Annotated in this window: 18 protein-coding genes and 1 pseudogene; 10 read left to right on the forward strand and 9 right to left on the reverse strand. The window is 70.6% G+C overall.

The window, feature by feature from the left end; genetic code table 11:
* Positions 1–16 precede the first annotated feature (16 nt).
* Positions 17–1,213 (forward strand): pyridoxal phosphate-dependent aminotransferase, encoded by a 1,197-nt coding sequence (locus ACKUB9_RS08340; RefSeq protein ID WP_407520698.1) that lies wholly within the window; start codon positions 17–19, stop codon positions 1,211–1,213.
* 144 nt (positions 1,214–1,357) lie between these two features.
* Here the strand turns inward: ACKUB9_RS08340 and ACKUB9_RS08345 are convergent, their stop codons facing one another.
* The 3 genes from ACKUB9_RS08345 to ACKUB9_RS08355 form a co-directional block, all read right to left on the reverse strand.
* The gene (locus ACKUB9_RS08345; RefSeq protein ID WP_407520696.1) at positions 1,358–1,885 is read right to left on the reverse strand and encodes a DUF421 domain-containing protein; all 528 of its coding nucleotides are present in this window, start codon (positions 1,883–1,885) and stop codon (positions 1,358–1,360) included.
* A gap of 405 nt (positions 1,886–2,290) precedes the next feature.
* A complete protein-coding gene (locus ACKUB9_RS08350; protein ID WP_407520694.1) occupies positions 2,291–2,578 on the reverse strand; it encodes a hypothetical protein in 288 nt (95 codons plus the stop codon).
* A 206-nt stretch (positions 2,579–2,784) separates the two neighbouring features.
* Positions 2,785–3,483: a Crp/Fnr family transcriptional regulator gene (locus ACKUB9_RS08355; protein ID WP_407520692.1), complete on the reverse strand. Its 699-nt coding sequence runs from the start codon at positions 3,481–3,483 to the stop codon at positions 2,785–2,787.
* A 433-nt stretch (positions 3,484–3,916) separates the two neighbouring features.
* Here ACKUB9_RS08355 and ACKUB9_RS08360 point away from each other — a divergent pair, with 433 nt between their 5' ends.
* On the forward strand, positions 3,917–4,129 hold the full coding sequence (locus ACKUB9_RS08360; protein ID WP_407520690.1) for a hypothetical protein: 213 nt from the start codon (positions 3,917–3,919) through the stop codon (positions 4,127–4,129).
* Between the two features lie 280 nt (positions 4,130–4,409).
* Positions 4,410–5,114 carry a hypothetical protein gene (locus ACKUB9_RS08365; protein WP_407520688.1) on the forward strand — a complete coding sequence of 235 codons (705 nt, stop codon included), beginning with the start codon at positions 4,410–4,412 and terminating at the stop codon, positions 5,112–5,114.
* Positions 5,115–5,204: 90 nt separating this feature from the next.
* Here the strand turns inward: ACKUB9_RS08365 and ACKUB9_RS08370 are convergent, their stop codons facing one another.
* On the reverse strand, positions 5,205–5,459 hold the full coding sequence (locus ACKUB9_RS08370; protein ID WP_407520686.1) for a hypothetical protein: 255 nt from the start codon (positions 5,457–5,459) through the stop codon (positions 5,205–5,207).
* Between the two features lie 220 nt (positions 5,460–5,679).
* On the opposite strand from ACKUB9_RS08370, the gene ACKUB9_RS08375 reads away from it, so the two are divergent.
* Entirely contained in the window at positions 5,680–6,096 is a 417-nt protein-coding gene (locus tag ACKUB9_RS08375; protein ID WP_410823163.1) for a hypothetical protein, read from the forward strand.
* Between the two features lie 153 nt (positions 6,097–6,249).
* On the opposite strand, the gene ACKUB9_RS08380 is transcribed toward ACKUB9_RS08375, so the two are convergent.
* From ACKUB9_RS08380 to ACKUB9_RS08390, 3 genes are all read right to left on the reverse strand, one after another.
* Positions 6,250–6,684, reverse strand: a complete 435-nt coding sequence (locus ACKUB9_RS08380) for a GlcG/HbpS family heme-binding protein (RefSeq protein WP_407520682.1) — start codon at positions 6,682–6,684, stop codon at positions 6,250–6,252.
* A gap of 198 nt (positions 6,685–6,882) precedes the next feature.
* Positions 6,883–7,017 carry a hypothetical protein gene (locus ACKUB9_RS08385; RefSeq protein WP_407520680.1) on the reverse strand — a complete coding sequence of 45 codons (135 nt, stop codon included), beginning with the start codon at positions 7,015–7,017 and terminating at the stop codon, positions 6,883–6,885.
* 686 nt (positions 7,018–7,703) lie between these two features.
* Positions 7,704–7,907, reverse strand: a complete 204-nt coding sequence (locus tag ACKUB9_RS08390) for a hypothetical protein (protein ID WP_407520678.1) — start codon at positions 7,905–7,907, stop codon at positions 7,704–7,706.
* Positions 7,908–8,205: 298 nt separating this feature from the next.
* On the opposite strand from ACKUB9_RS08390, the gene ACKUB9_RS08395 reads away from it, so the two are divergent.
* The 6 genes and pseudogenes from ACKUB9_RS08395 to ACKUB9_RS08420 all read left to right on the forward strand — a co-directional run bounded on the left by ACKUB9_RS08395 (position 8,206) and on the right by ACKUB9_RS08420 (position 16,644).
* Positions 8,206–11,034, forward strand: a complete 2,829-nt coding sequence (locus tag ACKUB9_RS08395; RefSeq protein ID WP_407520676.1) for a bifunctional transaldolase/phosoglucose isomerase — start codon at positions 8,206–8,208, stop codon at positions 11,032–11,034.
* Positions 11,035–11,172: 138 nt separating this feature from the next.
* A complete protein-coding gene (gene gnd, locus ACKUB9_RS08400) occupies positions 11,173–12,147 on the forward strand; it encodes a phosphogluconate dehydrogenase (NAD(+)-dependent, decarboxylating) (RefSeq protein ID WP_407520674.1) in 975 nt (324 codons plus the stop codon).
* A gap of 9 nt (positions 12,148–12,156) precedes the next feature.
* Positions 12,157–13,671 (forward strand): glucose-6-phosphate dehydrogenase, encoded by a 1,515-nt coding sequence (gene zwf / locus ACKUB9_RS08405; RefSeq protein WP_407520672.1) that lies wholly within the window; start codon positions 12,157–12,159, stop codon positions 13,669–13,671.
* Between the two features lies 1 nt (position 13,672).
* On the forward strand, positions 13,673–14,395 hold the full coding sequence (gene pgl, locus ACKUB9_RS08410) for a 6-phosphogluconolactonase (RefSeq protein ID WP_407520670.1): 723 nt from the start codon (positions 13,673–13,675) through the stop codon (positions 14,393–14,395).
* A 64-nt stretch (positions 14,396–14,459) separates the two neighbouring features.
* Positions 14,460–15,182 (forward strand): superoxide dismutase, encoded by a 723-nt coding sequence (locus ACKUB9_RS08415; protein ID WP_407520668.1) that lies wholly within the window; start codon positions 14,460–14,462, stop codon positions 15,180–15,182.
* Between the two features lie 345 nt (positions 15,183–15,527).
* Positions 15,528–16,644, forward strand: a pseudogene (locus ACKUB9_RS08420) (ISAs1 family transposase).
* 65 nt (positions 16,645–16,709) lie between these two features.
* Here the strand turns inward: ACKUB9_RS08420 and chrA are convergent.
* Positions 16,710–18,113 carry a chromate efflux transporter gene (chrA, locus tag ACKUB9_RS08425; RefSeq protein ID WP_407520666.1) on the reverse strand — a complete coding sequence of 468 codons (1,404 nt, stop codon included), beginning with the start codon at positions 18,111–18,113 and terminating at the stop codon, positions 16,710–16,712.
* Positions 18,114–18,115: 2 nt separating this feature from the next.
* On the reverse strand, positions 18,116–18,940 hold the full coding sequence (locus tag ACKUB9_RS08430) for a chromate resistance protein ChrB domain-containing protein (RefSeq protein ID WP_407520664.1): 825 nt from the start codon (positions 18,938–18,940) through the stop codon (positions 18,116–18,118).
* Positions 18,941–18,959 lie beyond the last annotated feature (19 nt).

Genomic DNA, 18,959 nt, shown 5'->3' on the forward strand with positions numbered 1-18,959 from the left:
TGAGCCCGATCCACGCATGACCGATGCGCTCCCCTCCGCGCCGCCGGCCGATCTCGCCGCCGGCCTCTCTCCGCGCATCCAGGGCATCGGCACGAGCCAGATCGGCCTCGTGGCCGACCGCGGCCGGGACGATCCCGCGGTGGTGAAGCTGTGGATCGGGGAGGGCGACCTGCCGACGCCGCCCTTCATCGTCGAGGCGGCGCACCGGGCCATGCAGGCCGGGCACACGCGCTACGCCACGTCGCTCGGCCTGCCGCGCCTGCGCGAGGCGCTCAGCGCCTACCACGCCCGCCACTGGCAGGTGGAGGTGGCCCCGGACCGGTTCGCCGTCACGGCGGGCGGCATGAACGCGATCATGCAGGCCGCCCAGGCGCTCCTCGAACCGGGCGACGAGATCGTGATTCCCTCGCCGGCTTGGCCGAACCTCGCGGAGGCGGTGCGCATCGCGGGCGGCGTGCCCGTCACGGTGCCCTACCGGGTGCAGCCCGACGGGCGCTTCAGCCTGCCGCTGGCCGACATCGCGGCGGCCCTGACCCCGCGCACCCGGGTGCTGGTGGTGAACTCGCCCTCGAACCCGACCGGCTGGATCATGCCGCTCGCGGAGATGACGGCGCTGCGCGACCTCGCCCGCACGCACGGCCTCTGGATCCTCTCGGACGAGGTCTACGCGCATTTCACCTACGGCCATGCCATCGCGCCGTCCTTCCTGCAGATCTGCACCGAGCACGACCGCCTGATCGTCGCCAACACCTTCTCCAAGAACTGGGCGATGACCGGCTGGCGCGCCGGATGGCTGGTCTTTCCGCGCGGCCTGGGGCCGACCTTCGCCAAGCTCGGCCAGTACAACACGACCTCGATCCCGACCTTCGTCCAGCACGCCGCGGTGGCCGCCCTCGACGAGGGCGACGCCTTCATCCGCACGATGGTCGGCCGCTGCGCCGAGAGCCGGGAGATCCTGGTCTCGGGCCTGTCGCGCCTGCCCGGCGTCACGGTCGCGACGCCGGACGGCGCCTTCTACCTCATGGCCCGCGCGGGCGGCGGCGAGCCGAGCCTCGATCTGGCGTTCCGGCTGCTGCGCGAAGCCAAGGTCGGCGTCGCGCCGGGCACGGCGTTCGGCCCGGAGGGCGAGGGCTTCATCCGCCTGTGCTTCGCGATCAGCCCGGCCCTCGCCCGCGAGGCGGTGGCGCGCCTGTCCGCCGCCCTGGGCGGCTAGAGCATTGTCCGACGAAGTGGATGCCGGTTCGTCGCAGAAAATTCGACAAATCAAAGACTTAGAGCAGCGCCAAGTCGCAGCGCGACCGGGCGCTGCTCTGACCGCGCCTCGCGGCGCCGTCGCCGCAGGCGATCAGGCCCGGGCTCAGCCGTAACCCTTGCGCTCGTCCTCGCCGCTGCCCGTCCGGTCGTCGTCGTGCCGGATGACGCTGATGCTGCCGTCGGGCTCGATCGACGCCATCCTGACCAGGGCCGGATCGTCGATGCCCTGCTGCCGGAGCTGGCTCATCAGCTCCGCGTGCGTGATCATCTCCCGCCGCATGTTCCGCCAGCGGATCGCCCCGTCCACGACCAGCGGCAGCCGCTTCGGGGTGATGAAGCGCTCGAAGGCCGGGAAGCGGAAGCCGAGCCAGTCGATGCCGTAGTTCCAGCCCACGATCGTCAGGACGAGCAGCACGCCCTCGGTGAGCGACTTGTACTCGTTGGAGAAGGCGTTCTGCGACACGTCGGCGATCAGCACGATCACCAGCAGGTCGGCCAAGCTGACGGCACCGGCCTGGCGCTGCATGACGAAGCGCATGATGACGAAGAGGGCGAGGTACATGACGGAGCCGCGGAACGCGATCTCCAGCAGCGAATGCTCCGGCACGAACAACGCTCGCCAGTCCGGCATACGATCCTCCTCACAGCGCCGCGGGCGGGGCCGCGACCGTTTCGCTGGACACCCATCAGCGCAGGCCGGCAGCGACGACGGCCCTCGCCGCGTGTCAGCTTATCCGCTGCGGCGGTCGGAATCCTGCCCGAGAAGGCCGCGGGGCAGCAGGCGTGGCGGTCATTCGCCGTGGAAGTCGTCTGCGGAGGGGTGACGAGCGGCACCTCGTCCCGGTGATGCGGGCTCCCGCGCAAAGTCCACGAGATGCATCCGGCCGTCGAACGAAGTACCGCGACGGAGGCGATGTCAATCGATCAGGTATTCGCCGTCGCCGGGCCGAATCCGGCTGGGATCAGCGTCGCAGGTGCCCGCCGCTTCACCGGCCGTGGCGCGGGCGCGCCGAGCGCCGACGAGTGCTGCGTTGGTCTAGTAGGCCTCCATGTTGTCCCTCACGATCTGCGTGCGAACCCACGTCATGGCTTCGTCCTGGGTGGCGAAGATCTGTCCCTTGTTCCAATCCTGGCACGGGCCGAAACCAGCCTCGAGGAACCATTTGCCGTCGAGCGTCGTGTCCAGGTCATGATTTGAGTTCATCAGGACGAGCACTGCGACGAGCTGCTGGTTGACGAACACGAGCAGGCCGTCCTGGCCTCCGGCTCCCGTATTCACGACGACAGGCTGTGAGCATGCGCTTACTTCCATCGAAGTCACCATGGGCTCCTTGCGCTACGAGCACCTAGCTGGCGCAGCGCCGAAATGTAGACCGGCTTTTGGTGCAAAGCGTAGCCGTGAGAGGCAATGGCTCAGCTAAGCAGGCACAGCTTGGCAACGGCAAACCTGACATAGGGTTCCGCATGGGGATGGGCGAATGCAGAAAGACGCGGGCAGGCGAGAAATCGTCTAATTGTGTCTACATCTGCTCAATATGCTGTCGGACTGAAATCCGCGTAGTTCTTCAGACGATCGAAATCTACGATCGTGATTGTTCTATAATCGTGAAGCAACAGATCGATCTTCTGCAGATATTTCAGAATTCTGCAGGTGTGGACGCTCGTAATGCCCAGGATGTCTGCGAAATCTTGCTGCTTGAGCGGGATCTCGAAGCTGCCGTTCCTGGCGAGCCCTACCGCCTGAAGACGAGAGAGGAGATCGCAGAGCAAGTATGCCAAGCGCTGGGGAGCCGGCCGTTGTCCGACATTGGTCAGGGAGGCGCAGAGAGAACTCTTCTCCAGCAGGAGAGACCACCACAGGGCCCGGGCGATGCGGGGATTGTGTGCGAGAAGATCGTCGATCGTATCGCGCGAGATGAAGGCCACGGTGCACGGCGTCAATGTGACGACTGAATAGTCGGCATTCTCCGTGGTGACGCCGTAGAGCCCATCCGCGTCGCCGGGTACGAGATAAGCGACGATCTGCCGTTCGCCATTGGTCAGAAGCTTGAAGCAATAGGCGAAGCCGCTCAGTATGACGTAGGCGTTGTCTTGCACGTCTCCTTCGCGGAGCAGATTCGTATAGGGGGCGACGACCTGCGTGCGAGACGTCGCTTCGATCAATCGGCTCCTGTCGATTGCAGTGAGTTCCACGCCTCTCTGGAGCTTACGAACGAATGCGTTCGGCATGAAGCTCCTCCTCAGAAGCGCAGCGAGACACGCTCACGCTGGGCACTATCGACAAGATAGCCAATACCAGTCCAGGCCGAAAACGCAAAATGCACAAGGGATTCGTTGCCCGGGCAATTGTATAATGAGTCGAATGAAGCCGCATCCTCGACCCGTAGCTCCTACGGATCCATTGCCGTCGTGACTTCTGCAGCGAAAATGCGTTGTGGCGCCAAGCCGTCGCTGTCGGAGCCTGGGCGCGTGACGGTCGCTGCCGTCCCGAGGCCTCGGCCGTCGCCCTGTCCGCGGCCCCCGGCCAGGTCGCAGCGGCACCGCCGGGGGCCAAGGGGGCGGCAGCGTCGGCGCGTGCCGGAGACCCGGCGGGTCCGAGAACCGGAAGGCGCGATCGATGTTGTCCGGCTGAGGTCATCGAGCGCGACCAGCGAGGCGAGTCATGAGACTGGAGCAATGCCGGCTCCTGATCCTGCTGAACGAAGTCGGGGGATGGACCGCGATCGCCGAGTTGGACCAAGACCCGTACCTCTACCCGCACGACGACCTGTTCGTGCCGAGCCTCGTCGCGCTCGGCTGGGTGGACCACGACGTGGCGAGCGCTGCGATCCGCATCAACGAGGCGGGCCGGGCCGCCTTCGGGCACCAGCGTTAGAGCGTTCTCCGACGAAGTGGTCACCGGTTCGTCGCAGAAAACGCGACACGGTCAGAAGCTGAGAGCAGGATCCGGCCGCAGCGCGATCGGATCCTGCTCCAGCGGCCGGGATGCGGACGGCGATCGGCTGGAGCAGCATTCGGGCGGCTCAAGGTGCATCCGATAAGCGGCTGGACCAGATTACCTCCCCAGAAGATGCGATCAGATCGGAACTGTTCTGATCAACTCCCGTTGAGAGGCCGCTGTTCGACCCCAAGCGCACGCGCAACCTGGAGTTCTCATGCCGAATGCCGTGCCTCTCCGCCGCCGCCGCGTGCTCGCGGTCGTTCTGTCCATCGGTGCGGTCGTGAGCACGGCCGTCTCGGTTCAGGCCGGCGATGAGGGCGGCCTCGGGTTCTTCCAGTCCCTCTTCGGCTCTCCGCAGGCGGTTCCTGCGCCCGAGCCCGTCCCCAGCCCCGCGCCGGCCGCCGCCGCACCGCAGGCGCAGTCGCCCTACCGCGTCTTTGGACGCCGGCACGCCCGGCGGGCCGACGGCGTGCCCGTGCGGGCAAAGGTGCGGTACGCCGCCTTGCCGAAGCCGGACCCGGTCGCGCCGCGCGCCCTGCAGAAGGGCCGTGCGGCCGGCCTCGAGCCCGCTTCGGACCGGCAGCGCCCCCTCGACATGACGGCAGGCCCCACGGCTGCGCTGCTGAAGGATCCGACCCTGCGGCCCGGCGACATCGTGGTCCTGCCCGGCGGGGCGCACGTGTTCAAGGGGACGGCCGGCAAGCGGCATGCCCTGCGCGATTTCGAGGAGGTGAGCCGGTCCGCGCTGGTCGACCGCAAGACCCGGGCCCGGCTCGCCGCCATGGTCGCTCCGGCCGGGGCCTTGCCGGCCAACGAGGCCCGCCGGGCGATGGCCCGGCTGAAGCGGGCGGCGCCGACCGGGCCCGATCCTGCCGAGATCCGGCCGGAGACGACGGCCATGCGGGTCATCTACCCCTGATGTCCTGACCGCGTGGCACGCGGGACACCGTCACTCCCCGTCGTGTCCCGCGCTCCCCCTGGCGGAGCGGGCCGAAGCCGCGGCGCCGCGTCAGGATTGGCCGCGCTGCCTGCGGGGCTGGGGGTCTTCCGAGGCGATGGCGGCTCGGCAGGCGGGGCTCAGGCTGCTCCGCTTGCTCTTGAGGCAGGCCTTCACCCGCGCGCCGTCCGGAATGTGTTCGCCGCACAGGCTCATCGCGTCCGGTGTGCAGGCCTGTTGCTGCGCTGGCGTTCCCTGGGCGAGCGCCGGGGCCGATAGCGTGAGCGCGAGAAGTCCGAGGCCGGCGCAGAGCGTCGTCGTGGTCATGGGCTGCCTCCTTCCGGTCGGTGTGACCGAATCGGGTCAGCATACAAAGCTTGACCGTAAATGCGATGCCGTATCGGCGACTCCCGCGACCAGGAGTTGCGTCGCCGGACGCGGATCCGGTGGCGCGGCCGGGGCTCGGCGGGACGCGGGGTGTGACGATCCGCGAGAGGAACCGCTCCGCGCCGCTGCCGTTGGGGTAGCCTTGTGAATGGGACACGCCATGCGCCTCGGATTGATCCTCGTCCTGTCTCTGGCCGCGTTACCGGCCCTGGCCGCACCGGAGGCCCCGTCGTCTCCGGCGGCTCCTCAGGCCGTCCAAGCGCCCGCGGAGACGCGCACGCAGGCGCCCGCCGAGATCCCGGAGAAGCCGGGCGACACGGCGCAAAAGGCCAAGACGCAAGCCGCCGCGCGCGCGGAAGCCGACGCGCGCACGAAGGAGCGCCGGGGGGCCGCGGCCGCCAAGGCGGAGACCGCCCGGAAGGCCCGGGCGGAGGCGGCAGCCCAGGCCAAGGTGCGCGCCGAGGCCCGCGAGGCCGAGCGGCAGCGCATCGCGCGGCAGAAGGAGGTCGAGAAGCGCGACCGCCTCTGGGACGAGCGGATGCGGCGCACCCTCGGCTCGATCTGCCTCGGCTGCTGATCCGCCCTGCCACGCCGCATTCAACCGAGGGGCGCTGAGGCGATCGGACGATGCCGCGCCGGCACGGTGGCGGCGCCACCGCGTCGACATAGGCCGATCAGGGCCGGCGCATCGTTCGGCCCCGGGCCGGGCCGCCGATGCTCCGGCGTGGGATCAGGTCCGCCAGGGGTGATCGGGCAATTCGGTTCGGCCGATGGCGCGGGCCCCGGCCTCGGCCACCGTGTGATCGTTCTCCACGGTCGAGCCGCTGACGCCGATCGCGCCGGACATCACGCCGTCCTTGTCGACGATCGGAATGCCGCCCGGAAAGGTGATCAGCCCGTCGTTCGAATGCTCGATCCCGTAGAGCGGGCCACCCGGCTGCGACAGCTTGCCGATCTGGCCCGTCGTCATTCCGAAGTAGAGGGCGGTCTTCGCCTTCTTCTGGGAGATGTCGATCGAGCCGACCCAGGCATCGTCCATGCGGTAGAAGGCTTTCAGGTTGCCGCCGGAATCCACGATGGCGATGCACATCTGCGTGCCGATCTCCACGGCCTTGGCGCGCGCGGCCTCGATGGCCGCCTGTGCTTCCTTGATCGTGACGTGCATCGGCGCGCTCCCTTGCCATGACGGCCCCGCCACGTTTGGCGACGCCGCGGCCGACTATAGGCAAGGCCCGCCCGTGCGCGACGCATGCTTTTGGGCGGTATGCGGGGGGGGGCGGCTGCGCCGGTGTGCACCGCTCCAATCAGCCGAGAGCGGCCGGCCCTGTCGCGCCCGAGGCCGGCGCCCCGATCGAAGGGGCGCTCACACCAAGTACAGCGTCACCGAGGCGTGGAACGTGGCCGGGCAATGCTCGCGCTGAACGAGCCTTTGCGCCTCATCGACGGTGATGCCGCGATCCCGTGCGATCTCCTGGATCGTCTTCCACTGCTTGTCCATGGCGGCCTCCGCTCGCGTTCCTCGCCCGACATCGGTCGCGCCGGTCCGGTCGGCGGCCCGTCACCACGGGCGGATCGAACCGAGCGCGCGACGGCCTCGAGACCACTGGGCATCGGGCCGTTCCGTCTGAGTGCTCAACACTCCAGCCACGTCCCGGTTTCACCGTTTGACCCAAGGGAAGATAAAGATCTCCGGCCATGGCGGGGTGCGAAGGCACGGCAGCGACGGGGTCGTTCGGCCGGATCGCGCCGCATTCGACCCATGGATCGGGGCGCCTCCGGTCTCTCGCGTCGATCCGCGGCCCGCGTCGCGACGAGCCCGGCCATGCCGGAGGTCCTGCGCGGCACGGCCATCCCATAAGAAATGAGCCCGCACAGCGTTGCCGGCGGGCTCAGTGATGGGGGCTTCAGAACAACTGAAGCAGAGATCTTGTGGCAAGGCGCTCGCCGCGTGAGAACCATCTAACGGTTACTGCATAACGGGTCTTAACCCGGCCGGGCGGCCGTCACGCCCGCACGCCCAAATTCGCCGGCCGTGCCGATCGGCGGCGCGCCATGCCGAATGGCCTAGCTCTTCTTGCGCAATTGATTTTGGCGCAACGTAATCAGTTATCGGATGAACGAGGCGCCCTCCGCCTATCCGAGGCACATGATGAGCAATCGATCCGCGGCCGGCGTCTTGGTCGCTCACACAATACAGGTCTCATCTGCCGAAGAGATTGATGCATTGACTTGCACGATGCTTGAAATCAGCGCGCACGGCGCCAGGATCATCGTGCCCGCAGGCACCCGCTTGCCGAACTCCATCTGCTTGAGGCTCAGGCCGGGCGGTGTGAATTGGATGTCGGAGGTCGTCTCGCAGCGCCTCGGAGTGGCGGAGATCGAGTTCATCTAGGATGACGTCCTCGTGAGCGTGAGTACGCTGGACATGTCGTGGGGCTTGGCAGGCTCTTGCATGTTCCCCTTTCCCGGATCTCCTTCCGCTTCGCTGCTCTCGTGCAGGTCCGAACGGGCCCGGAAAGGGGAGGGGGAGTGAGTTGTTTCCCCCCTCGGCAGGGCCATCTGCCGCTGACGTGCCTGCCGGTGCCGGCGCGCGAGGTGGTCTTCCGACACGTCCGGCCCCGATCTCCCCTGGACACCGGGCCGCGCGCCGCCACATTCCGGCGGGGCAGGCGTGAAGGAGGTCGGCATGAACCCGCTCAAGGCGTTGCACGCGGAACAGGGGCAGGCCGTGTGGCTCGACTTCGTCGCGCGCGGCTTCGTCGCCAAGGGCGAGTTGAAGCAACTCGTCGAGGCGGACGGCCTGCGCGGCGTGACCTCGAACCCGGCGATCTTCGAGAAGGCGATCGGCCACTCGGACGAGTACGACGACGCGCTGCGGCAGGCCGGCGACCGCCGGGTGATCGATCTCTACGAGGGGCTCGCCATCGCGGACATCCAGGCCGCCGCCGACGTGCTGCGGCCGGTCTACGACGCGAGCGGCGGCCAGGACGGCTTCGTCAGCCTCGAAGTCTCGCCCTACCTCGCGTTGCGCACGGACGAGACCCTGGCCGAGGCGCGCCGCCTGTGGGCGGCGGTCGGCCGCGACAACCTGATGATCAAGGTCCCGGCGACGCCCGAGGGCCTGCCCGCCATCCGGGCGCTCATCGCCGAGGGCATCAACGTCAACATCACGCTCCTCTTCTCGCAGGACGTCTACGAGGAGGTGGCGAACGCCTACATCGCGGGACTGGAGGAGCTGGCGGCCAAGGGCGGCCCGGTCGGGCGGGTGGCGAGCGTCGCGAGCTTCTTCGTCAGCCGCATCGACGCGACGGTCGATGCGAAGCTCGACGCGCTGATCGCGAAGGCCGGTGCCGGCGACGGGCCGGCGCTGGAGGCCCTGAAGGGCAAGGTCGCGGTGGCGAACGCCAAGCTCGCCTATCAGCGCTACAAGCGGCTCTTCGCCGGCCCCCGCTGGGAGGCGCTCGCCGCCAAGGGCGCCCAGCCGCAGCGCCTGCTCTGGGCCTCCACCGGCACCAAGAACAAGGCCTATTCCGACGTCCTCTACGTCGAGGAGCTGATCGGCCCCGACACCGTCAACACCATGCCCCCGGCCACCATGGACGCCTTTCGCGATCACGGCCGCGTCCGCCCGAGCCTGGAGGAGGATGTCGGCGAGGCCGAGCGCGTCCTCGCGCAGCTGGCGCGGGCCGGGATCGACCTCGACGAGGTCGCGCGCGACCTCGTGCGCGAGGGCGTGCAGCTCTTCGTGGACGCCGCCGACAAGCTGCTCGGCGCCGTGGCGGGCAAGCGCGCCCGCTTCCTGGGAGCGGGCCTGGACCGGCAGGATCTCGCCCTCGGCGCGCTCGCCGAGCCGGTGGAGAAGGCCGCCGAACGCTGGCGGGCCGAGGGGCTGGTGCGCCGCCTCTGGCAGCGCGACGCGAGCGTCTGGACCGGCGGCGACGAGGCGCGCTGGCTCGGCTGGCTCGACATCGTCGAGGCGCAGGCCGCCCAGGCCCGCGACTACGCCGCCTTCGCCGAAGAAGTCCGGGCCGAGGGCTTCACCGATGCGGTGGTGCTCGGCATGGGCGGCTCCAGCCTTGGGCCGGAGGTGCTGGCCGAGACCTACGGCAGGCGGTCCGGCTTCCCGCGGCTGCGCATCCTCGACTCCACCGACCCCGCGGAGGTGCGGGCGGTCGAGCGGGCCGTGGACCTCAAGCACACCCTGTTCATCGTCGCCTCGAAATCCGGCTCGACGCTCGAACCGAACGTCTTTCGCGACTACTTCCTCGCCCGCATGCGCGAGGAGGTCGGCGAGGCGGCGGGCCGCCACTTCGTCGCCGTGACCGATCCGGGCTCGGCGATGGAGAAGGCCGCGCAGCGGGACGGCTTCCGGCGGATCTTTTACGGCGTGCCGGAGATCGGCGGGCGCTACTCGGTGCTCTCGGCCTTCGGGCTGGTGCCGGCGGCCGCGAGCGGCATCGACGTGGCGGCCTTCCTCGACAGCGCCCTGCGGATGGTGCGCTCCTGCGGGCCGGACGTGCCGCCGCCGCTCAACCCCGGCGTGATGCTCGGCCTCGCGCTCGGCCACGCGGCCACCCTCCAGGGCCGCGACAAGGTCACGCTCGTGGCCTCGAAGGGCGTCGAGACCTTCGGCGCCTGGGCCGAACAGCTCATCGCCGAATCCACCGGCAAGCAGGGCAAGGGCCTGATCCCGATCGACGGCGAGCCGCTGGGGGCGCCGGAGGTCTACGGGTCCGACCGCGTCTTCGTGTATCTGCGCCTCGATGACGGGGCGGATGCGGGACAGGACGCCGCGATCGCCGCCCTGGAGGCGGCCGGTCATCCGGTGGCGCGCCTCGCGCTGGCCTCGCGCGAGGGGCTGCCGCAAGAATTCTTCCGCTTCGAGATCGCCACGGCGGTGGCGGGTGCGGTGCTCGGGATCGACCCGTTCGACCAGCCCGACGTCGAGGCGAGCAAGATCAAGACGCGGGAGTTGACCGACGCGGCGGAGCGCGACGGCGCGCTGCCGGCTGAGGCGCCGGTGGCGGAAAATGCCCGCTTCGCCCTCTACACCGACGCGGGCAACGCCGAGGCCCTGCGCGGGGCGGGGGCGGGAGACGATCCCGAAAACTGGGTGCGCGCGCAGATCGGCCGGGCCGGGGCGGGGGATTACGTCGCCCTGCTCGCCTATGTCGAGCGCAAGCCCGCGCATCTCGCCCCGTTGCAGGCCGCGCGGGTGCGCCTGCGGGACGGCAGGCGGGTCGCGACCTGCGTCGAGTTCGGGCCGCGCTTCCTGCACTCGACCGGGCAGGCCTACAAGGGCGGCCCGGACAGCGGCGTCTTCCTGCAGATCACCGCCGATCCGAATCCCGACCTGCCGATCCCGGGCCGCTCTGTCAGCTTCGGCACCGTCATCGCCGCGCAGGCGCGGGGCGATTTCGGGGTGCTGTCGGAGCGCGGGCGCCGGGCGCTGCGCGTCCACATCAAGGGTGACCTGCAGGCGGGGCTCGATCGCCTCTGCGAGATCCTGGCCTAACTCAGGGAAAGAGCAGGTCGCCCTGCTTGACACCGCAGGGGTTCAGCGCCCCGAAGGGGCTCTGCGCCCCAAAGGGCGCCGCCCCTGCACCCCGGCATGAGGGCGCCACCCTCTGCACACCGTGACTCGGAGGTCCCGATGCAACTCGGCATGATCGGCCTGGGGCGAATGGGCGGCAACATCGTGCGGCGCCTGCTCCGCGCCGGACACACGGCCGTCGTCTACGACCGCAGCCCCGAGGCGGTGGCGGCGCTCGTCGAGGCGGGCGCCACGGGCGCGGCCAGCCTGGAGGATCTCGTCGCCAAGCTCGACGTCCCGCGCGCCGCCTGGGTGATGCTGCCGGCGGGTGCGGCCACCGAAGACACCGTGAACCGGCTCGCCCCGCTGATGCAGCGGGACGACACGATCATCGACGGCGGCAACTCCTTCTACAAGGACGACATCCGGCGCGCCGCCGCCCTGCGCGAGCACGGGTTGCACTACGTCGATGTCGGCACCTCGGGCGGGGTCTGGGGGCTGGAGCGCGGCTACTGCATGATGATCGGCGGCGACAAGACGGCGGTGGACCGGCTCGATCCGATCTTCGCCACCCTGGCGCCGGGGATCGGCGATGTTTCGCGCACGCCCGGTCGCGAGAGCCGCGATCCGCGCGCCGAGCAGGGCTACATCCATGCCGGCCCGAGCGGCGCCGGCCACTTCGTCAAGATGATCCACAACGGCATCGAGTACGGCCTGATGCAGGCCTACGCGGAGGGGTTCGACATCCTGCGCCACGCCAATTCCGAGGAACTGCCGGCGGCGCAGCGCTTCGACCTCGATCTCGGCGACATCGCGGAGGTGTGGCGGCGCGGCAGCGTGGTCTCGTCCTGGCTCCTCGACCTCACGGCCGCGGCGCTGGCGCGCGACGAGCACCTCGACGCCTTCTCGGGCTTCGTGGCCGATTCGGGGGAGGGGCGCTGGACCCTCAACGCCGCCATCGAGGAGGCGGTGCCCGCCAACGTGCTGGCCGCCGCGCTCTACGCGCGCTTCCGCTCCCGCGAGCACGCCTCCTTCGCCGACAAGATGCTCTCCGCCATGCGCAAGGGCTTCGGCGGCCACCAGGAACCGAAGTAGGGGCCGCCGATGTCCGACCGGATCGCCCGCACCGACGCTGCGCCAGCTCCCGACTGCACCCTGGTGATCTTCGGGGCCACCGGCGACCTCACCCACCGGCTCCTGATGCCGGCCCTCTACAACCTCGCCCGCTGGAAGCTCCTGCCCACGCACTTCGCGATCCTGGGGGTGAGCCGCACCGAGATGTCCTCGCAGGATTACCGGGCGGACCTCACCGAGCGGGTGCGCGGCTTCATCACCCAGAAGGGGGGCGAGGCCGGGGGCGGGACCTTCGATGACGCCGTATGGGCCGGCCTCGCCGACCGGATCAGCTACATGGCGGGTGATCTCGCCGATCCGAAGACCTTCGCGAGCGTGAAGGAGAGGCTCGCGGAGGCCCCCGGGGGCGGCAGCGTGCTCTTTTACCTCGCGGTGGCGGCAAACCTGTTCGGACCGACCGTGCGCCGGCTCGGCGAGGCCGGGCTGCTGCAGGAGCCGGAGGGGGCGTGGCGGCGCGTCATCATCGAGAAGCCGTTCGGGCACGACCTCGCCTCGGCCCGCGCCCTGAACCGCGAGATCCTGGGTTGCCTCTCGGAGGAGCAGATCTTCCGCATCGACCACTTCCTCGGCAAGGAGACGGTGCAGAACATCATGGCGTTCCGGTTCGGGAACGGCCTGTTCGAGCCGCTCTGGAACCGCGACCACATCGACCACGTGCAGATCACCGTGTCGGAGACCGTGGGCGTCGAGGGCCGCGGGCGCTTCTACGAGACCACCGGCGCGCTGCGCGACATGGTGCCGAACCACCTCTTCCAGCTCTTCACGCTGGTGGCGATGGAGCCGCCGGTCTCCTTCGCGGCGGAGGCCGTGCGCGACAAGAAGCAGGAGGTGCTGCTCGCCGCGCCCTCGGCCTCGCCGGAGGCCGCCGTGCGCGGCCAGTACACGGCCGGCGACGTGCAGGGGCGGCCGGTGAAGGATTACCGGCACGAGCCCGACGTGGCGGGCGACAGCCGCACCGAGACCTTCGTGGCGCTGCGCCTCGCGGTGGACAACTGGCGCTGGGCCGGCGTGCCGTTCTACCTGCGCACCGGCAAGGCGATGACGCGGCGCGACACCGAGATCGCGATCCGCTTCAAGCCCGCGCCGCTGGCGCTGTTTCGCGGCACCGGCGTCGAGGCCCCGATCGAGAACTGGCTCGTGCTGCAATTGCAGCCCGACGAGGGCATCTCGCTGCAGTTCGGCGCCAAGGTCCCGGGCCAGACGGTGCGCCTCGACGCCGTCGACATGCGCTTCTGCTACAAGGATTACTTCAAGATCGAGCCGAGCACGGGCTACGAGACGCTGATCTACGACGCGATGACCGGTGATTCGACGCTGTTTCAACGGGCCGACATGATCGAGGAGGGCTGGCGCGTGGTGCAGCCGGTCCTCGATGCCGAGGGAAGCGAGCCCGCCTTCTACGCGGCCGGCAGCACCGGCCCGGCCGAGGCCGACGCCCTCCTGGCCCGCGAGGGCCGGGCGTGGCGTCCGCTCCACGGGGCCTGACGTGGCGGGGCTGCCTCCCTGTGCGATCGTCCTGCCGGACGCGGATGCCGTCGCGCGCGAGGCGGCCGAGCGGCTGCTGACGGTCGCCGCCGCGACCGCGCGCGCCGCGATCTGCCTCTCGGGCGGCTCGACGCCCAAGCGCCTCTACGGGCTGCTCGCCGGGCCGGATTTCCGCGCCCGGGTGCCCTGGGAGCGCCTGCACTGGTTCTTCGGCGACGAGCGCGTCGGCGACGGCCCCGAGGCCGGCAGCAACCGGCGGATGGTCGAGGCGGCCTTCGGTCCGGATTCGCCGGTGCCAGCGGGCCACCTGCACCCGATCCCGACCGAAAGCGGCCCCGACGCGGGCGCGGCGGCCTACGAGGCCGCCCTGCGCGCGTGGTACGGCGCCGACCGCCTCGATCCGGCCCGGCCACTGTTCGACCTCGTCCTGCTCGGCCTCGGCGAGGACGGCCACACCGCCTCGCTGTTTCCCGGCAAGCCGGCGGTGGCGGAGACCGGGCGCTGGGTGGTGGGCGTGCCGGAGGCGGGCCTCGCGCCCTTCGTGCCGCGGGTGAGCCTCACCCTGCCGGCGCTCGGCTCCGCGCGCGCGCTCCTGTTCCTTGTCACCGGTGCGGGCAAGCGGGACCCGCTCGCCCGCCTCGCCGCGGGCGAGGACCTGCCGGCCGGCCGGGTGCAACCGCAGGGCGACGTGGCGTGGCTGCTCGACCGGGAAGCGGTGGGCTGATCCTTCTTTCGATCCGGCACCGCCCTACCTTGCGGCGTAGACGCGTCCCAACCGGATCCGAGAGATGGTACAGCTCCACCGCCGCGCGCTGCTCGCGACCCTCGCGGGCGCCGCGACAGCGCTCCAGTCCCGACCCGGCCTCGCGCAGCAGGCGCCCGCCGGCCCGTTCACCCTCGACCCGCTGCCCTATCCGGCGGCCAAGAACGAGCCGCACATCGACGCCGAGACGATGGAGCTGCATCACGGCAAGCACCATCAGGCCTACGTCACGAACCTCAACGCGGCGGTCGCCAAGCACGGCGACCTCGCCAAGAAGCCGCTGCCGGACCTCCTGGCGAACCTGAGCGCCGTGCCGGAGGACGTGCGAACGGCCGTGCGCAACAACGGCGGCGGCCACGCCAACCACACCATGTTCTGGCAGATCATGGGCGGCTCGGGCGGCGAGCCCACGGGCGATCTGAAGGCCGCCATCGACCGCGACCTCGGCGGCCTCGCCAAGCTGCAGGAAGACTTCAACGCCGCGGGCGGGCGCGTCTTCGGCTCGGGCTGGGTCTTCGTCACGGTGGCGAAGGACGGCAAGCTCGCGCTCACCTCGCGCCCCAACCAGGACACGCCGCTGATGGACGGGCAGCGCGTGCTGATGGGCAACGACGTCTGGGAGCACGCCTATTACCTCAAGTACCGGAATCGCCGGCCGGACTACCTGAAGGCGTGGTGGAACGTGGTCGACTGGGGCAAGGTCGGCCAGCGCTACGCCGCCGCCAAGGCCGGCACCCTGACGATCTGACGACGGACGCCCCCGCCGCGGCAGGCTGCGGCGGGAGCCTTTGCCAAAGCGCGGGATCCCCTCTCCTGTGTGGGAAAGGGGTAGGGGATCGAAGATCCCGCGTGAGGGTCCAGGTGGGGCCGCAGTAAGACACGGAATGTAGTGAGGGAAGCAGAACGGGTCAGCTTCAAACACTGACCGTGGTGCTGGCAGCGGCAGCGTTCCGCCTTCTTGCGGCACCCTCCCGCACCCTCACCCCCAGCCCCTCTCCCACACGGGCAGGGCAATCGCATATGGGTTGGTGGATGGCCTGGCGGAGTAGCCTGAGCTCTGGAAGGTTTCCGGTTCACCTCCGGAGACCTGCCGATGTCGGACTTCGCCACCCTGTTTGCGGTGCTGCCCGATCCGCGCGCCAGCAACGTCCGCCACAAGCTGACCGACGTGCTGTTGATCGCCCTGGCGGCTAGCCTGTGCGGCGCGCAGGCGTGCAGCGACATGGCCGAGTTCGCCCAGGCCAAGCTGGCGACGCTGCGTCAGATCCTGCCGCTGCGCCATGGCCCGCCCAGCCACGACACCTTCAGCCGGGTGTTCCGGCTGCTCGATCCCGACGCCTTCGAGGATCTGTTTCGCCGCTTCGCCGCCGGCTTCCGCCACCGCCTGGCCGAGCGGGGCGCACTGCGCGCAGGGGACGACGGCATCGTCGCGCTCGACGGCAAGTCCCTGGCCTGCGCGGCCGAGGCCGGCGCCCGGGCCACGCCCGTGCATCTGGTCACGGCCTGGGCCGCCGAGCAGCGCCTGGCGCTGGCGGTGCAGCGCGCCCCGGGCCGCCGTGAGACCCAGGCCGCCCTCGATCTGGTCGCGACCCTCGACCTGCTCGGCTGCGTCGTCACGGCCGATGCCCTGCACGGCACGCGGGCCATGAGCCGGGCCATCCGGGCGCGGGGGGGGGCACTACGCGCTGGCGATCAAGGGCAACCGCGGCCCACTGCACCGCGCCTTGCAGGATCTGCTGAGCGCGCCGGATCCGGACGCGGCAGCCGCCACCATCGAGGTCGCCCACGGGCGCTACGAGGAGCGGCGGGCCTGGACGCTGCCGGTGCCGCCCGACTGGCCGCAGCGCTTCGGCTTTGCCGACCTGAGCACGGGCGTGCGCATCGAGGCGCGCCGCCGCCAGGGCGGGCGGGAGGAGCGCCAGATCCGCTTCTACGTGCTCTCCCGGCCGATGGCCCCGCAGGAGGCCCTGCGCATCATCCGGGCGCACTGGACCATCGAGAACGGCCAGCACTGGGCCCTCGACGTGCTCTTGGACGAGGATCGCAGCCGCGCCCGCGCCGACCACGCCGCCGAGAACCTGGCTCGCCTGCGCAGGCTGGTGCTCAACCTGCTGCGCGCCGATCCGCGCCCGACCTCCCTGCGCAGCAAGATCAAGCGCGCCGGATGGCAGGACGCCTACCTGTTCGCCCTTCTCAGCCATATGCGATAGCCCTGCCCACACGGGAGAGGGGAGAGGCGCCTCTTCTTGACTCGACTGGAGCACGCGGAACCGGGTCACACGAACCCCGCCCCATGCAGCGCCATGCCGGCGGCCGCGCAGGCCGCGAGCGTGGGGAGCATGCCGGCCCCGAAGCGGAAGACCGCGACGGCCGCCGCAAGCGCCAGCGCGAGCGCGAAGGGATCGACGCTGGCGAGAACCGGCATGTCGAACCGCAGCGGCCCGGCCGCGACACTCCGCACCTGCCCGAAGAGGGTGTGGAGGGCGAACCAGACCGCGAGGTTGAGGATCACCCCGACCACCGCGGCGGTGATCGCCGAGAGCGCGCCGGCCAGCGCCGCGTTGCCGCGCAGGCGCTCGACGTAAGGGGCCCCGACGAAGATCCAGAGGAAGCAGGGTGCGAACGTCACCCAGGTGGTCAGCAGCCCGCCCAGCGTCCCGGCCAGGAGCGGCGGCAGGGCGCCCGGCGCCCGGAACGCCGCCATGAAGCCCACGAACTGCGTGACCATGATCAGCGGACCGGGCGTCGTCTCGGCCATGCCGAGCCCGTCGAGCATCTCGCCGGGCCTGAGCCAGCCGTAATGCTCCACCGCCTGCTGGGCGACGTAGGCCAGCACCGCGTAAGCACCCCCGAACGTCACCATGGCCATCTTCGAGAAGAACACCGCGATGCGGCTGAAGACGTCGTCCGGCCCGAGGATGAGCAGGAGGACGGCGACGGGCACCAGCCAGATCGCGCCCCAGGTCACCAGCACCCGCAGCGTGTGCCCGGAGGCGGCGCGCTCCTGCGGGAGGGCGTCGTCGCCGAGCAGGAACGGGCCGTCCGCGGCCTTGCCGCCGCTCCCGTGTCCGCCGCCGGCCCGGAACTCCGGCCGGCCGGCGCGCCCGCCGAGGTAGCCGATCACGCCGGCCGCCAGGACGATGAGCGGGAACGGCACGTCGAGGAAGAAGATCGCCACGAAGGCCGCGGCGGCAAGCGCCACCATGACCCGCCCCTTCAGGGCGCGCCGGCCGATGCGCAGCACCGCCTGGACCACGATCGCCAGCACGGCCGCCTTGAGCCCGAAGAAGAGGCCGGCGACGAGGCCGGTCTGCCCGTACAGCGCGTAGACCCAGCTGAGCGCCATGATGGCCACGAGGCCCGGCAGCACGAACAGGCCGCCGGCCACGAGCCCCCCGCGCACCCCGTGCATCAGCCAGCCCACGTAGGTGGCGAGCTGCTGGGCCTCCGGGCCGGGCAGCAGCGTGCAAAAATTCAGGGCGTGCAGGAAGCGGTTCTCGGAGATCCAGCGCTTCTCCTCGACGAGGATGCGGTGCATCACGGCGATCTGCCCGGCCGGGCCGCCGAAGGAGAGCGCGGCGATGCGCCCCCAGACCGGCAGGGCCTCGGCGAGGCCGACCGGCCCGGGGACGGCCGCGTCCGGCCCGGCGCCCGGTGCGGTGCTCACGGCGGATGACATCGTCAGGCCCCCGGCTTCGGCCGGTTGGTCGGCCAGTTGTGGGTCTCGTCGGTGGCGTCGCGGCACCAGCGGTAGAAGGCGTCGTAGAGGAGCATGCCGGCATCGAGCTGGGCGAGGTCGTCGGCATAGATCCGCGACAGGCCGAGCGAGGCGGCGAGCAGGCCGGGCGCCTCGGGCGCGAGATCGAGGCGCGCCGTGTCAGCCCCGCGCACGATGGCGGCCAGCCGGCGCAGGGGCTCGGTGCCGAGGTTCAGCTCCTCCAGCATCACGTCGAAGGTGCAGAGGGGGCCGCGGTGGCTCCAGAACACCTCCGGGCTGTCGATGTCGAAGGGCGTGGCGCCGAACCGCTCGGCCACGGCCTCGACCTCGGCCGGAGGCACGAACAGGAACACGGCGGCGGGGTCGGCGAAGCGGCGGATCAGCCAGGGGCAGGCGATGCGGTCGATCTTCGGCCGCGCCCGCGTGACCCAGATCGTGCGGCCCTGGCCGTCCCGCCCGGGCAGCTTGGCTTCGGGCACCATCGGCAGGCCCGCGGCGCGCCACGCCTCCGTGCCGCCCTCCAGGCTCTCGGCCGGCACGCCCGCGTGGCGCAGCCACGCGGCCACGCCGTGGCTGAGTTTCTGGCCGCGCCGGCAGATCACGATCGCGGACCGGCCGGCCAGCGCGCCGGCCCAGGCCGGCACGTCGGCCCAGGGACGCCGCACGGCGCCGGGGATCAGATGCGGATCGTCGGCGGCGTCCTCGTGCGTGCGGACGTCGAGGAGGGGAGGGCACCCGGGGGTGCCGATCAAGCGGGCGAGCTTGTCGGGGGAGATGGAGCTGGGCATGGCGCGTCCGTGCGGTGAA

The organism is Methylobacterium oryzisoli, assembly GCF_046557895.1.
Taxonomy (GTDB): Bacteria; Pseudomonadota; Alphaproteobacteria; order Rhizobiales; family Beijerinckiaceae; genus Methylobacterium; species Methylobacterium oryzisoli.